General features: G+C 73.7%; 12 protein-coding genes and 1 pseudogene. 5 read left to right on the forward strand and 8 right to left on the reverse strand.

Annotated elements, in window-relative coordinates; translation table 11 throughout:
- Positions 1–24: 24 nt before the first annotated feature.
- On the reverse strand, positions 25–993 hold the full coding sequence (locus ACFWWU_RS32975; protein WP_384151353.1) for a helix-turn-helix domain-containing protein: 969 nt from the start codon (positions 991–993) through the stop codon (positions 25–27).
- A gap of 263 nt (positions 994–1,256) precedes the next feature.
- Here ACFWWU_RS32975 and ACFWWU_RS32980 point away from each other — a divergent pair, with 263 nt between their 5' ends.
- Positions 1,257–1,535, forward strand: coding sequence for a hypothetical protein (locus ACFWWU_RS32980; protein WP_384151356.1), 279 nt, complete (start codon positions 1,257–1,259; stop codon positions 1,533–1,535).
- 376 nt (positions 1,536–1,911) lie between these two features.
- Here the strand turns inward: ACFWWU_RS32980 and ACFWWU_RS32985 are convergent, their stop codons facing one another.
- Positions 1,912–3,189 carry a D-alanyl-D-alanine carboxypeptidase family protein gene (locus ACFWWU_RS32985; RefSeq protein ID WP_384151359.1) on the reverse strand — a complete coding sequence of 426 codons (1,278 nt, stop codon included), beginning with the start codon at positions 3,187–3,189 and terminating at the stop codon, positions 1,912–1,914.
- A 255-nt stretch (positions 3,190–3,444) separates the two neighbouring features.
- Here ACFWWU_RS32985 and ACFWWU_RS32990 point away from each other — a divergent pair, with 255 nt between their 5' ends.
- Positions 3,445–3,825, forward strand: coding sequence for a hypothetical protein (locus ACFWWU_RS32990; RefSeq protein WP_384151362.1), 381 nt, complete (start codon positions 3,445–3,447; stop codon positions 3,823–3,825).
- Positions 3,826–3,865: 40 nt separating this feature from the next.
- Here ACFWWU_RS32990 and ACFWWU_RS32995 read toward each other — a convergent pair whose 3' ends face one another.
- Positions 3,866–4,699, reverse strand: coding sequence for an NAD(P)H-binding protein (locus tag ACFWWU_RS32995; protein WP_384151365.1), 834 nt, complete (start codon positions 4,697–4,699; stop codon positions 3,866–3,868).
- Between the two features lie 226 nt (positions 4,700–4,925).
- On the opposite strand from ACFWWU_RS32995, the gene ACFWWU_RS33000 reads away from it, so the two are divergent.
- Positions 4,926–6,131 (forward strand): cytochrome P450, encoded by a 1,206-nt coding sequence (locus ACFWWU_RS33000; protein ID WP_384151438.1) that lies wholly within the window; start codon positions 4,926–4,928, stop codon positions 6,129–6,131.
- A gap of 16 nt (positions 6,132–6,147) precedes the next feature.
- Here the strand turns inward: ACFWWU_RS33000 and ACFWWU_RS33005 are convergent, their stop codons facing one another.
- The 5 genes and pseudogenes from ACFWWU_RS33005 to ACFWWU_RS33025 form a co-directional block, all read right to left on the reverse strand.
- Positions 6,148–6,393, reverse strand: a complete 246-nt coding sequence (locus ACFWWU_RS33005; protein WP_384151369.1) for a hypothetical protein — start codon at positions 6,391–6,393, stop codon at positions 6,148–6,150.
- A gap of 140 nt (positions 6,394–6,533) precedes the next feature.
- On the reverse strand, positions 6,534–7,010 hold the full coding sequence (locus ACFWWU_RS33010) for an NUDIX domain-containing protein (protein ID WP_384151441.1): 477 nt from the start codon (positions 7,008–7,010) through the stop codon (positions 6,534–6,536).
- A 39-nt stretch (positions 7,011–7,049) separates the two neighbouring features.
- A pseudogene (locus ACFWWU_RS33015) lies at positions 7,050–8,261 on the reverse strand (FAD-dependent oxidoreductase); the annotation flags it as partial.
- Entirely contained in the window at positions 8,258–9,676 is a 1,419-nt protein-coding gene (locus ACFWWU_RS33020; protein WP_384151372.1) for an FAD-dependent oxidoreductase, read from the reverse strand. The gene ACFWWU_RS33020 and the pseudogene ACFWWU_RS33015, both read right to left, overlap by 4 nt.
- Positions 9,673–11,178 carry an FGGY family carbohydrate kinase gene (locus ACFWWU_RS33025; protein WP_384151375.1) on the reverse strand — a complete coding sequence of 502 codons (1,506 nt, stop codon included), beginning with the start codon at positions 11,176–11,178 and terminating at the stop codon, positions 9,673–9,675. Before ACFWWU_RS33025 ends, ACFWWU_RS33020 begins: the two co-directional genes overlap by 4 nt.
- 303 nt (positions 11,179–11,481) lie before the next feature.
- Here ACFWWU_RS33025 and ACFWWU_RS33030 point away from each other — a divergent pair, with 303 nt between their 5' ends.
- Positions 11,482–12,456 (forward strand): hypothetical protein, encoded by a 975-nt coding sequence (locus tag ACFWWU_RS33030; RefSeq protein WP_384151377.1) that lies wholly within the window; start codon positions 11,482–11,484, stop codon positions 12,454–12,456.
- Between the two features lie 158 nt (positions 12,457–12,614).
- Positions 12,615–14,147, forward strand: a complete 1,533-nt coding sequence (locus ACFWWU_RS33035; protein WP_384151379.1) for an amino acid permease — start codon at positions 12,615–12,617, stop codon at positions 14,145–14,147.
- Positions 14,148–14,257: the final 110 nt, after the last annotated feature.

Genomic DNA, 14,257 nt, shown 5'->3' on the forward strand with positions numbered 1-14,257 from the left:
CGACGGGCGGAACGACGCTTTCCTTCAGGCGGAGGGGTGGGGGCGGTTGTGGTCGCGCCAGGCCCGGGGCGAGATGTCATAGGCCTGTTTGAACACCTTGCTGAAGTGGGTCGCGTCGGCAAAGCCCCAGCTTCGACCTATCGCCGCGATGGTCTTGTGCCGACCCTGTGGGGCGGCCAGCTCCCGCTTGCATTCCGCCAGCCGGTGCGTGCGGATCCAGTCTCCGAGGCTGATACCCGACCGGGCCAGCACCGTGTAGAGATGACGGACCGAAATGCCGTGCGCGGCGGCGATCCGCGCCGCCGACAGATCGGGATCTGCGAGGTGTGCCCGTAGGTATTGCGTGATGCGCAGGCCGAGTGTTTCCGCCAGTGGTCCCCGGGCCAGGTCCGCCTTTCCGACCTGTGCTGCCACGACGGCCCGGACGAGTTCGATACTAGGCTCCACGACCGCTTCGGCGGGCCGGCCCCGGTGCAGCTCCTCGCTGACGGCCAGTTGGCGAAAGTAGGCAGAGGCCAGACGAGCAAGAGGGTTGTCGGAGGCGAGGGCTACCGCGGTGATATCCCGGAGCGACCTCTCAGGCAGCGCGAGTGCCGCGCGGGGAAAACGGAGGAAGTGCTGGTCGACCCCCTCGTTGAAGAGCAGGGTGTAGGGGGCGGACGTGTCGTAGAGGGCGAAGTCTCCTGGCTTCAGCAGGGCTTCGCGATCGTTCTGCACCACCACACTGGTCCCGGTCACCTGAAGGCCAAGGAAGACGGCCGGCTCAACGTCCTCTCGCGCCAGCCGCGGAGTCCGCTGAATAGTGAGCGCAGTCGCTCGCGCCGAGCAGACCCCGATAGGCCCTACGGTATCCAGCCCGATGTGCACCGCGAGGTCATCGGGCGGCAGATGGTGTTCGATGTCGATCCGTACGACGGACTCCCACACGGCGTACCGGACCACCTCTTCCCGGTCTCGCGGTGGAACAGAGGTGGTGTCCAGGATGGGGCTCACCGGACAGGTACGGGTCGGGACCCGTTGTCGGCCCTGCGGTGTAACGCCTCGGCTCCTACCCTCATAAGTCCCCCCCGCGCAGTCAGCCAAGCCAGAATGACAGAGGCCAGTCATGCCACGCAACGAGGTCGAGGCGCGGAGGCTGCATTCAACAATGCACAGGCAACAAGGTTCCCTGCACGCATGACACATTGCGCGTGCTGCATCCGTCCTAGGTTCTTCAAAGCCATGTGAGGTGGCTTGACGATGATTTGGGAGTGCCGATGTCTGGTTCACTGACCGTGCTGTTGGTCGTCGCGGTGGTCTGGTTGTCGATCTCGCTCATCCCGATGCGCAGCACCCCGGCCCGCAGGGCGTGGGGCATGATCGTTCTGGGTGTCTCGGTTCTCCTCGTTCTGGTTGCCGGCCTCTTCGCCTCGCAGGTGGAGGTCAGCGACTCCTACCAGGGCGAGTCCCCCACCTTCCTGGGGATGCTCGTCGCGGCGATCGTCCTGGCACCCGGCGCGATCGTCGCTCTCGTACGCCGAGGCAAAAGGGACTAGGGACTGTCTCCTTGAAAGGCAATGGGCGCCATTCCTGCTGGTAGGCGGGCTCGTGATGCGTTCGTCCGAGGAGCATCGCGTCCAGGCGCTCTACCCGCACCCGGAGTTCGCCGGCGGCCCTCGGTGGAAGCATGAACAGAGCCTCTTGCAGCTTGTCCCGGGCCCAACCCTCACCGCAGCACGGGCAGGTGAATTCAGCCTCCCACAGCCCATGATCGGCCGGACAGGTCCTAGCGGGTGCCGGCGGATCTGCGGGCACCCGCGTGGCGGCCGGATCGTGCGGCGCCCACCGGACCGTCGCCGACACGACCGTCCGATGTCTCCAGTGGCGCCGCACGACCGGCGGTCCTGACCCCCCGCCCCCGGTGTGCCTCCGTCAGGCCCGGTGGGCGGCCCGGCGCCGCCATCCCCAGAGTGCGAGGGCCGCTGCGCAGGCCGAGCCCACCAGCGTCAGCGGCAGCCCGGCCGACGGGCCCGACGACGCGTCCTCGCGCGCGTAGCCCTCGTGCGGCGCCGCCACCGCCTCGGCCCCGGCGCGCGGAGCTCCACCGGCCGCGACGGAGACGGTCTCGTCCGCGCGGCCGGCGGCACGCGCCGCCGCCATGGCCCGACCGCCCGCCTCGGCCGCGGCCTTCGGCCGGCCCGGCAGCAGGGAGCCCACCGGCTGCACCCGCCCCGCTGCCTCGAAGCCCCAGTCGAGCAGCGAGCGCGCCTCCTCGTAGACGGCGAGCCCGCCGCCGCCCTGCGGGTTCATCACCGAGACGACCAGCGTCCGGCCGCCCCGCCGCGCGGCGGAGATCAGCGTGTTGCCCGCGTTCGTCGTGTAGCCGTTCTTGATGCCGAGGAGCCCCGGGTAGCGGGCCACGCCGTCCGCGCCCGTGAGGAGCCGGTTGGTGTTGGCGATGCCGTACGACCAGGAACCCGCGGGGAAGTCCGCGTACGGCGTGGAGCAGTACTTGGTGAAGGCGGGATCCTGGAGCCCGGCCCGTCCGAAGACCGCGAGGTCGTACGCGGAGGACACCTGCCCGGGCGCGTCGTACCCGTCGGGGGAGACCACGTGGGTGTCCCGCGCCCCGAGGGACCGGGCCTTCGCCTGCATCTTCCGGGCCATCGACTCCCAGCCGCCGTTCATCGCGGCCAGGACGTGCACGGCGTCGTTCCCCGAGCTGAGGAAGACCCCGTTCCACAGGTCCGACACCTTGTAGGTGTATCCCTCCTTGACCCCGACGAGACTGCTGCCCGCCCCGATCCCGGTCAGCTCGGAATCGGCAACGGTGTGCTGCTCCGAGGGATCGTTGTGGGGGAGCGCGGTGAGCGCGAAGAGCGCCTTGAGGGTGCTGGCGGGCGGCAGCTTCCGGTGGGCGTTCCGCGCGGCGAGCACCTCGCCCGAGGACGCGTCCGCCACCACCCACGACAGCGCGGAGACCGCCGGTACGGAGGGTGCCCCCGGCAGTCGCTGCACCTGCGTGCCCCGCCGGTCGAGCCGCGCCGGGTCGACGAACCGCGGTGCCGGCGGACTCGGCTCGTCCACGGAGGAGCCGGACGCGGGGAAGAACGGAGGAGCGGGGGAGGCCGTGGCCGCCGGAGCGGGCAGCACGAACAGCAGCGCCGCGGTACCGGCGGCAGCATGACGGACAGCTGACGTGACGATCATTCAGCCACCGTAGGAAGGAGGTACGGACCGCGCAGGACGGAGTGCGCCGACCGGCGTAGAGGTTCCGGCGTACGGCGGCACGGCGTGCGCCCGCCCGGGGGAGGGCGGCGCCGCACGGGCACCCGCAGCTGTTGTCGGTCCGACAGGGCCTGCTGGTGACGTGCCCTCACACCCGAACCCGAACAGCGCCGTTCCGGACGGCGGCGCCGGCGCCCGCCCGCCGGAGCGCCTCCCGCCGGCCCGGCCACCCGGTCGGTGCCCGCTCCCGCGCGGGCCCCGGGGAGCCCGGTCGTCGAAGCCGCGGAAGCCGACGCCCGGGCCCTGACGGACGCCGGAGTCGAGCGCGCCGCCGCGCTCGCCCTCGTCCACGAGGACGACGAGGACGACGAGGACGACGAGACCGACATCCGGGCCGGGCTCAGCGCCGACCGGAGCGCCCCCGCGTACGGCGCCCCGTACGGCACCGGGGCCGCGGCCCGGGGTCAGGACCGGCGCCTCGCCCCGGAGCGGGTGCTCGGCCCGGGGGACCGGATGATCGTGGCCGCGACCCGCCGGGGCCTGGCCGAGCTCCTCGGCCGCGGGGGCGCGACGGACCACCGCACCGCCGAAACCCACGCATCGGACAACCCGGCATAGCCCGAGGAACGTTGAGCCGATCGGGCTCAGGCGCGGTGATTCAGCGGAACGCGGTGGCGTTCTCCGCAGCCCACTGCCGGAACGGCCGGGCCGGCTTCCCGGTGATCTGCGACACCGTGTCACGCACCATCAGAAGCTCGTCGTTGACGTCGCCGCCCGTCACGTCGAGCACCGCGTCGGCGGCCTCGGCCCCGAAGATCGAGGCCATGTGCGCGTGGGCCTCCTGGCGGCTGATCTCGGTGAAGGGGACCGCGCGGCCGAGCGCTGTCGCGATGGCCTCGACCTGCTGTCGGGCAGACACCGGCTCCGGACCGGTCAGGGCGTACGTGCGCCCCCGGTGACCCGGCTCGGTCAGCGCCACCCGTGCCACCGCCGCGATGTCCGCGGGGTGGATCGTGGGCAGCGCGGTGTCCGCGTAGGGCGCGCGGACGGTTTCGTGGCGCTGGACGGACTCCGCCCACATCCGGGCGTTCGACGCGAACTGCGTCGGTCGCAGGATCGTCCAGGCCATGCCGCTGTCGTGGAGCAGGCGCTCGACCGCCGCGTTCTCGGCGGCGGGCCCGAGGTGCGGATGGGTCTGGACGGTGATCGACGACACCAGCACCACGTGCTCCACACCCGCCTGCCGGGCGGCTTCGAGGATGTCGGCGTCCGAACCCACGCGCGACACGAGGAACAGCGCGCGCACCCCGTCCAGCGCGCGCTTCAACGACGCCGGCTCCGCGAAATCGCCCTCCACGGCCTCGACCCCCTCGGGGAAGGCGGCCTGCGCGGCAGTCCGGCTGAGCCCCCTCAGCGGCCCCGCGCCGCATGCCGCCAGCTCCTTCAACAGGGCACTGCCTATGTTTCCGGTGGCTCCGGTCACGAGGATCATGAGCATGTTCTCCCGCCGTCAAATGATCAACTGGAGACGACGATAGAAGCTCAATCGCGCTTGAGGTCAAGGAGCCCCGTAATCCTGCCTGTTGCGGGGCAGGTTCCTCTGTACGTCGTTCCCCAGGATCCGACCGCCCGCGCGCCGCACCGGCCCGCCTTCGTCGTCAGGAGTGCCCTCCGTGAACACCCCGCACAGCGCCGCCCCCGGCCGGCCGCCGCACCGCATGGACCCGGCCGGCGGCTGCCCGCACGCGGCCAACGCCCGGCTCCTCGCCGAGGGCGCCGTGACCCCCGTGGTCCTGCCCGGCGACATCGAGGGCATGGCGGTCCTCGGCCACGACGCCCTCCGCGACTTCCTCTCCCACCCCGACGTCGCCAAAGGCGCCCGGCACTTCACCGCCCTCACCGAGGGCCGGATACCCGACGGCTGGCCGCTGCGCACCTTCGCCACCGTGCCCGGCATGACCACGGCGGACGGCGCCGACCACCGCAGGCTGCGCGGTCTGGTCAGCAGCGCCTTCACCGTGCGCCGGGTCGAAGAACTCCGCCCGCGCGTCGAGGCCGTCACGGCGGGGCTCCTCGACGGACTCGCCGAGGCGGCCCGGACCGGCGGAGGCGTCGCCGACCTACGACGCCACTACGCGCTCCCGCTGCCCCTCGGGGTCATCTGCGAACTCCTCGGCGTCGACCCCGCCCACCAGGACCGGCTGCACCACCTGTCCAGCCTCGTCGTCGCCACCGACACCGAGCCCGCGCGGGCCGTCGCCGCCAACCGCGAACTCGTCGAGCTCCTCGACTCCATCGCCGACGACAAGGCCCGTACCCCCGGCGACGACCTCACCAGCGCGCTCATCGCGGCCCGGGACGAGGGCGGCGACCAGCTGAGCCGGCCAGAGCTGATCGGCACCCTGCTCCTGCTGATCATCGCGGGCCACGAGACCACGCTGAACCTCGTCACCAACGCCGTACGCGCGCTCTGCGGCCACCGCGAGCAGCTCGCCCTCGTCCTCGAAGGCCGGGCCGCGTGGGCGGACGTGGTGGAGGAGACCCTGCGCTGGGACAGCCCGGTCAGCTACTTCCCGTTCCGCTACCCCACCCGCGACCTGACGGTCGACGGCACCCTCATCCCCCAGGGCACCCCCGTCCTCGCCGGCTACTCGGCGGCGGGCCGCGACGCGAAGGCGCACGGCCCGGACGCCGACCGCTTCGACATCACCCGCGCCACGGCGGCGAAGCACCTCTCCCTCGGTCACGGCTCCCACTACTGCCTGGGCGCCCCGCTCGCCCGCATGGAGGCCGCGATCGCCCTGGAAGCGCTCTTCACCCGCTTCCCCGACCTGGACCTGGCCGTCCCGGAACCCGGGCTGACCCGCCACTCCGGCTTCGTCGGCAACAGCGTCCGCGCGCTCCCGGTCCGCCCGGCCCCCTGACGGACCGCCGATTCCGCTACCCGGTCCTCCCCCACAAGCTCGCGGGGGAGGCCCGCAGCGAGGAGACGAGACGCAGCAGCCGGTCCTCGTTCCCCGAGAGGCCCGCCGCGCGGAGCGCCTCGTCGGCCTCGGCCATCGGATGGGTGAGCATCACCCCGGCGTACGGGGCGAGCTGCGGGTCGGTCAGCACGGCCTGCGTGGATTCGAGCAGCCGCAGGTACGCCTGGGCCGCCGCGCGCTCGGTGGCGGTCATCGTGGTCATGTCGGGCTCCCTCTCGACAGTTCTGCGGTCACCACCCTCTCGCACGGGTCTGACATCGACGCTCGCAGCGGGTTCCGACGGCCGTGGCGCAGGGTCTGTCCGGGCACCTCGTGACTGCCGGTGCGGAGTGTCCCTGGGGTTCAGGCCGGTGCCCCGAGGTGTTCCGCCAGGCGCTCCAGGAACACCCGCTGCCCGGCGACCAGCAGCGGCGCGGCCGTCTCCGGGGTGAACCAGCCGACCCGGTCGATCTCCGGGAACTCCTGGCGGACACCGGACCGGGGCGGCCACTCCATGGTGAACGTGCCGGGGACCGCCGCCGCCGGGTCGAGATCCCCCTCGACCGCCCAGACGGTGACGGTCTTCCCGCCGCGCTGGCGGGTCTCCCCGAGGTCGATCCACGCGCCCTCGGGGGCCGGCAGCCCCAGTTCCTCCAGGAACTCCCGCCGCGCCGCCACCTCGGGAGCCTCGCCCGGCTCGTACTCGCCCTTGGGGATCGACCAGGCCGCCTGCTCCCGGGAGGCCCAGAGGGGCCCGCCCATGTGGCCGATGAGGACCTCGACGCCCTGGCCCGCCGTATGACGGAAGACCAGAAGACCCGCGCTGCGTTTCGCCGACATACGGCCCAGTCTGACCGAACGCACCTCAGCCGGGCACTCCTCCGCGCCGATCACCACCGGACCGCCCGCGGGATCCACGCCCCTCGTCCACTCCGGCCCCAGCCGCACCGAACGCCACGGCGCGAGCGACCCGCGCAGCTGCTCCCGCCGCAGCGGTACACCCCCCTGGGTGACAGTCAGCAGGGGGCGTACGAGATGTCGGTCCGGCCGTACGAGCAGGGGGACGGCCGCCGCGTCGAGGAGACCGGGTGCCGCCCACCGCACGGGCCCCGCCGTCACCACCGGCACTCCCTCGGCGGGCCGGTGCCGCCCGGCGAGCAGACCGAGGACGGCCTCGGCGACCGCGCGGCCCTCGGCGGCGGCCACCTGCGCCGGCTCCACCCCGCGCAGGAGGTTGCCGACGGCGAAGACCCCCGGCTCGACCGTGCGGTACGCGCCGTCCGTGACGGGCCCGCGGGTACCCGGCGCGATGACGAGACCCCGCGCCCGGGCCAGCTCGTGGTCGGGGATCCAGTCCCCGGTGAACACCACGGTGTCGCAGCGCAGTACGGACGTCCGCCCTCCCCGTCCCCGGACCGCGATCCCGGTCAGCCGCCCCCGTCCCAGCAGCTCGGTCACCGCCGTCCGCGTGAGGACGGGTACGGCCCCGAAGCCGTGGGCCGCTCGCGGGAGTTCGGTGACGACCGCGGCCACCTCCACGCCCGCCCCGCGCAGCGTCCGGACCGCGTGCCGGGCCACCGGCTCACCGCCGACGACCACCGCCCGACGCCCGACCCGCCCGCGCACGGACGCGCCGCCGGGTCCGAACATCCTTACCGTCTGCTGGAGTTCGCCCGTCGTCAGCACCCCGGACGGCCGGGTGCCCGGTACGAGCCGGGCGCTGCGCGGTCGTTCGCGTGCCCCCGTCGCGAGGACCACGGCGCCCGCCCGGATCCGCTCGAGCCCCGTCGGCGCCGTGACGTCCAGGACGAGCGGCCCGGCCCAGCCGGTGGCGGAGACCCCGGTGCGGACGACGGCCCCGGCGCGGAGCGCCGCCCGGACCGCGCGGCGCGCGTACGCGGGGCCGTCCAGCGGCCGCCCCCGGTGATCCGCGCCGAACCCGGGGTGCCCGCAGTGCCGCGGTACGCCCCCGGCCACGCGTTCCCGCTCCAGCACCTCGACCCGTCCCGCGCCCGCCGCCGCCAGGCGCGCCGCGGCGGCGAGCCCGGCGGGTCCCGCGCCCACGACGAGGACGTCGACCGTCCGGTTCACCGCGTCCCCTTCCCGTACTCCTCGCTCAGCGCCCGTACCTCCGCGCCGCAGAAATGCCCCTGGCACCGCCCGCCCCGGGCGCGCGTCCGGCGCCGCAGCCCGTCCGGGCCCGCCGGGGGGATCGCCGACGCGAAGGCGGCCCGGATCTCGCCGCGCGTCACACGTTCGCAGTGGCAGACGACCATCCCGAACTCCGGGTCCCGCGCGATGAGTTCGGCGTCGCGGTACGGGCGGGGAAAGGCCTCGCCGAGATTCGGCATGCGGATCGGGGCGAGCGGACGCTCGGGCCCGGGGTCGAGGCCGCAGTCGGCGAGGAGCCCCCGTACGTGCTCGGCGAGCGCCAGGGAGGCGGTGAGCCCGGTGGAGCGGATCCCGCCGACCGTGACGTACCGCAGTGCGGGGTGGGCCGCGCACCGGTAGTCCTCCTGCCCGGTGGCGGCCCGCAGTCCCGCGTAGACCGCCGTGACCTCCTCGTCGAGCAGCGCGGGAACGATACGGCCGCCCTGCTCGCGGAGACCGGCGAGCCCTTCCGCCGTCGTGCCGGTGGCGGACTTGTCGTCGAGGTCCTCGGCGGTGGGGCCGAGCATGACGTTCCCGTACACCGTGGGGGAGACGAGCACGCCCTTGCCGAGCGGTCCGGGAACGGGGAGGAGGATGTGCCGGACCAGGTCGCGGGCGAACTTGTCGAAGACGAGCAGCTGGCCCCGGCGCGGGGTGACGGTGAAGTCGTGGCGGTCCAGGAGCGCGTCGAAGGCGTCCGCGTGGAGCCCGCAGGCGTTGACCAGGTGGCGGGTCCGCAGCACCCCCCGCCGGGTGACGAGCCGGTGCCACGGAGCGCCGGTACGGACCTTCTCCACCCGGCAGCCGAGGTAGAGGTCGACACCTGACCGGACGGCCTGCGTCGCGTACGCGAGGGTGGTCGTCCACGGGCAGATCACCGACTCGCCCGGCACCGCGAGCGCGCCGAGCGCACCCGGCCCCAAGTGGGGCTCACGGGCCGGGAGTTCGTCGGCGGAGAGGAGTCGGGTGGTGCGGTGGCCGTTGCGCGCCGCCTTCTCCGCGAGGCGGGGGAGCGCCGCCAGCTGCTGTTCGTCCCAGGCGACGAGCAGCGCGCCGAGCGGCTCGACGGGAATGCCCGCCTCCCCGGCGAACGCGCCGAGCAGCCGGTGACCCTCGCGGACGAGCCGGGCTTCGAGCGTGCCCGGTGCGGCGTCGAAACCGGTGTGCAGGATGGCGGTGTTGGCCTTCGACGTGCCGTCCCCGACGTCGTTCGAGGCCTCCACGAGCGCGACCCGCAGCGGGTGTCGGGCGAGGGTGCGCGCGATGGCGCAGCCGACGACGCCCGCGCCGACGACCACGACGTCGTACTCGGCCTCCCGGCCCGTCGGCAGCGGGCCCGTACGGGTGACGCTCACCCGGCACTCCCCGCGCCGTCGCCCGTCGCGTCGGCACCTCCCGCGCCGGCACCCCTCGCGCCATCGCCGCCGCGGTCGACCAGCGCCGACACCTCCGCCCGGAAGGCGGCCAGGCGGGCGGCGGCCTCGTCGCCCGGGATCCGGGGCTCGTACACCACTGAGGGCTTCCACTCCGGCACGGCCTCGCGGAGCGCGAGCCCCGGGTGGAGGCCGAGACGGGCCACCGCGCCCACCCCGAGGGCCGTGGCGTCGGGCGACGACGCCACCTCGACGGGGAGTTGCAGCAGGTCGGCCTGGGTCTGCATGAGCAGCGCCGACCGGGTCAGGCCCCCGTCCGCGCGCAGCGACGTCAGCGGTGCACCCCGGTCCGAGGCGACCGCCGCGGCGAGCTCCACCACCTGGGCGGCGATGCCCTCGCACAGCGCGCGCACCAGATGGCCGGGGGAGGTGTCCAGGCCGAGCCCGGTCAGCGAGCCGCGCACGTCCCCCCGCCACCACGGCGCGGCGAGGCCGGCGAGCGCGGGCACGAACGTGACCCCGCCGGTGTCCGGCACGCCGCCGCCGACCGCGTCGATCTCCGCCGCGCCGGCGAGGACGCCCAGGTCGGTGAGCCAGCGGACGGCCGAGGCCACCGTGTACACCTGGCCGTCCAGACAGTGCTCGACGCGCCCGCCGAGCCGCCAGGCGACACAGCTCACCAGGCCCGAGGTGCCGCGCCGGGGCTCCGGCCCGGTCCGCGCGAGGAGGAAGGCGCCCGTGCCGTATGTGCACTTGGCGGCGGACGGGTCGGTCGCGCTCTGCGCGAGCAGGGCGGCCTGCTGGTCGACCAGGAGGCCGGTCAGCGGCAGCGGCGGCCCGAAGGCGGTGGTGGTGCCGACCAGGGTGTCGCAGTCCACCACCCGGGGCAGCCGCTCGCCGCCCAGGCCGTACAGGTCGAGGGCCGTCTCCGACCAGGCGACCGTGTCCGGATCGAGCAGGCCGGTACGCCCGGCGGTCGCCGCGTCGGTGACGAAGGCGCCCGTCAGCCGGTGGACGAGCCAGGCGTCGCTGGTGGTGACCACCCCGGCGCCGGTGGCGTGACGGCGGATCCAGGCCATCTTGGGCGCCGCGAAGTAGGGGTCCACGGGCAGGCCGGTCAGCCGCTGCAACAGCTCGGCGTGGTCGTCGAGACCGGCGCAGACGGAGGCGGCCCTGCGGTCCTGCCAGACGAGCGCGTCCGTCAGGGGTTCGCCGGTGGCGGGGTCCCAGGCGAGCACGGTCTCCCCCTGGTTGGCGAGACCCACGGCCGACACCGGGGTGCCGGCCTCGGCCAGCGCCGCCCGCCCGGCCGCCACGACGGAGTCGTACAGCTCACGGGGGTCGACCTCGACGAGGCCGCCCGGGAGGTACCGGGGCCGGACCGGGGCCGTGCCGGTGCCGATCACCCCGCGCTCCGGGCACAGGACGAGCGCCTTCGTGCCCGACGTGCCCTGGTCGACGGCGAGTACCGGGCCGCCCGTCATTCCACTGCTCCCGTCGCAGGATCGGAAGGTGATCGTCCGATCACCGAAAAGGGTCAGGGTGCCGCCGCCCGGGGCCCGCGTCAAGCGTCGGCGACCGACACCGTCAGGTTGGCCCCACCTACCTGACAGTAAGTCAAATTCAGTCGCTGTCTTAATAGTTACTGTCACCGAGAAGAGTGGACTGGTCGCGTCCAGTGCCCTCTATAGTGATCGCCGATCAACGGCAGGAAGGCCTTCGGGGGACTGACCACCCCCCTTCGTCCACCGAGGAACCATGTCATCCACACCAGACCCCGCCCCCTGATGGCCGCACAGGGCTTCCGGCCCGTCTACCACCCGGCGGGGCACGACCACGCCCTGCGGGGCGCCGTCCAGGACCTGCGCACCGGCCGCTGGGTGGCCATGGCCCGGCTGCTCGACGAGACCTCCGGGTGGGACGGCTGGACCCGCCGCACCCAGGTCCTGGCCGCCGTCGCCGCGGGCACCGACGTCGTCCACACCTGGCGCACCGAACAGCCCGGGAGCATCGCCGCCACGGTGATGCACAGCCGCGTCGCCGTCGAGCGGGCCGTCCGCGCCCACCGCGCCGGCCACGCCCGCACCCGCGAACTCTGGCAGGAGGCCTGGACCGGGTGCCGCGAGGCCGCCGAACTGGCCCCCGCCGACCCCGTGCCCTGGGTGGGCCTCCTCGCCCTCGCCGCCCTCGACGGACGCCAGCGCATGGCCGAGCACCGGCACTCCCCGCCGGCCCCCATGCTGGCCCCCGGCCCCTGGGGGCTGCTCGCGGAGGCGGAGAAACGTGACCCGTACAACCGCGAAGCGCACCACCGCATGCTCCAGTTCGTCTACGCACGCAGCCCCGGACCGCTCTCCGAGGCCGTCAACTACGCCCAATGGGCCGCCACTTCGGCACCCGTCGGTTCCGCCCTGCACGCCCTCCCGCTGTACGTGCGCGTCGAGCGCTACCGGCGCGAGCGCGGCCACGAGCGCGCCCTCGACCTCCACTGGGTCGCCGAGGACGCCGTACGCGACGCCGAGCGCGCCCTGGACACCTGGTTCCTCTTCTGCGCCACCGAAGAGGCCTCCCTGCTCGACCTGAACTACCTGGCGCACGCCCTCTACGGAGCCCTCCGCTTCGACGACGCGGCCCGGGTCTTCAAGGCGCTCGGCCCGTACTACGCGACGCTGCCGTGGGCCTACCGCACCGCCCGGCCGGACGACCGAGCCCTCGCGGAGGACGTCTTCCTCCGCGCCCGCGCCCGCTGTCTCACCGGCTGACCCCGCCGCCCACGGCGCCACGACCCGGCCCCGGCGCCACGGCCCCGCCCGACAGGGCCACGGACCGGCCCACAGCGCCACGGCGGGTCCCGGCGCCACGGCCCCCGTACGCACCACCCCCGCTCCCGCTCGACCCGTCAGTCCCCCGGAGGTCCCCCATGTCCCGCAGCACGGCCCCGATCGACGCGATACGCAAGCCACCCCCCGTCCAGGACGAGGAGGCGCGGCTCAGAGAGCTCGGCTACCAGCCGGTCCTGGCCCGTCGCATGGGCGGCTTCGGCAACTTCGCGATCAGCTTCTCCGTCATCTCGGTGCTCTCCGGCTGCATGACCCTCTACGGCTTCGGCATGGGCACGGGCGGCCCCGCCGTCATGCTCTGGGGCTGGGCCGGCGTCGGCCTCTTCGTCCTGTGCGTGGGCCTCGCCCTCGCCGAGGTGACCAGCGCCTACCCCACCTCGGGCGCGCTCTACTACATGGCGGACCGGCTCGGCGGGCGACGCTGGGGCTGGTACACCGGCTGGCTGAACCTGCTCGGCCTGCTCGGGGCCATCGCCGGCATCGACTACGGGGCCGCCCTCTTCACCGGGGCGTTCCTCAACCTCCAGTGGGGCTTCGAACCCACGGCGGGCTCCACCTTCCTCATCTTCCTCGCGATCCTGCTGCTGCACGCCGTCCTGAACCTCTTCGGCGTCCGCCTGGTCAGCGTCCTCAACTCGATCAGCGTCTGGTGGCACCTCGCGGGTGTCGCGGTCATCGTCGGCGCGCTCGCCTTCATCCCCGACCGCCACCAGTCCGTCGACTTCGTCTTCACCGAGTTCGTCAACGACACCGGCTGGGCCAACCCCTTCTACGTCGCGGCGATCGGCCTGCTCCTCGCCCAGTACACGTTCTCCGGCTACGACGCCTCGGCCCACCTCTCCGAGGAGACCTCCAACGCCTCCGTCACCGCCGCCAAGGGCATCGTGCGGGCCATCTGGGTCTCCTGGATCGCCGGCTTCGCCCTCCTCGCCGGACTGAGCTTCGCCATCCAGGACTACGCCGCCACGCAGGGCACCGTCACCGGCGTCCCGCCCGCCCAGATCTTCCTGGACGCGCTCGGATCCGGCGGTGCCACCGCCCTCCTGCTCGTGGTGATCGTCGCCCAGCTCTTCTGCGGCAATGCCGAGGTCGCCGCCGCGAGCCGCATGGTCTTCGCCTTCAGCCGCGACAACGCCCTGCCCGGCTCCGCGATCTGGCGGAAGGTCAGCGGCCGGACCCAGACCCCGGTCCCGGCCGTCTGGCTCGCGGTCGCCGTGGCGGCGGTGCTCGCCCTGCCCTCGCTGTACTCCGCCACCGCCTACGGCGCGGTCACCGCGATCAACGTCATCGGCATCACCCCGGCCTACGCCATCCCGATCTACCTCCGGCTGCGCGCCGGGGACCGGTTCACCCCCGGGCCGTGGAGCCTGGGCCGCTGGAGCAAGCCGATCGGCTGGACCGCCGTCGTGTGGGTGGCCCTGGTGACCGTCCTCTTCTGCCTGCCGCAGAAGTCCCCGGTGACGGTCGACACCATGAACTACGCCGTGATCGCGCTCGCCGTCGTCCTCGTCCTGGCCAGCGTCTGGTGGTACGTCGCCCGACGCTCCTACGGCACCCCGACGACGTACGGCACGGCCCGCGAGGAGGCGGACATCGCGGAGGGCATCGTCTGACGACCACGCCTCCGCCACTGTGAACCCCCGCACACACGGCGGGGGTTCACGGTGCATCCGGTGTTCACATCGGCGTCCCCGGTGCTCCACCCTCCGTCCGTAGCGTCACG

It is taken from the genome of Streptomyces sp. NPDC058650 (genome assembly GCF_042717315.1).
Lineage (GTDB): Bacteria > Actinomycetota > Actinomycetes > Streptomycetales > Streptomycetaceae > Streptomyces.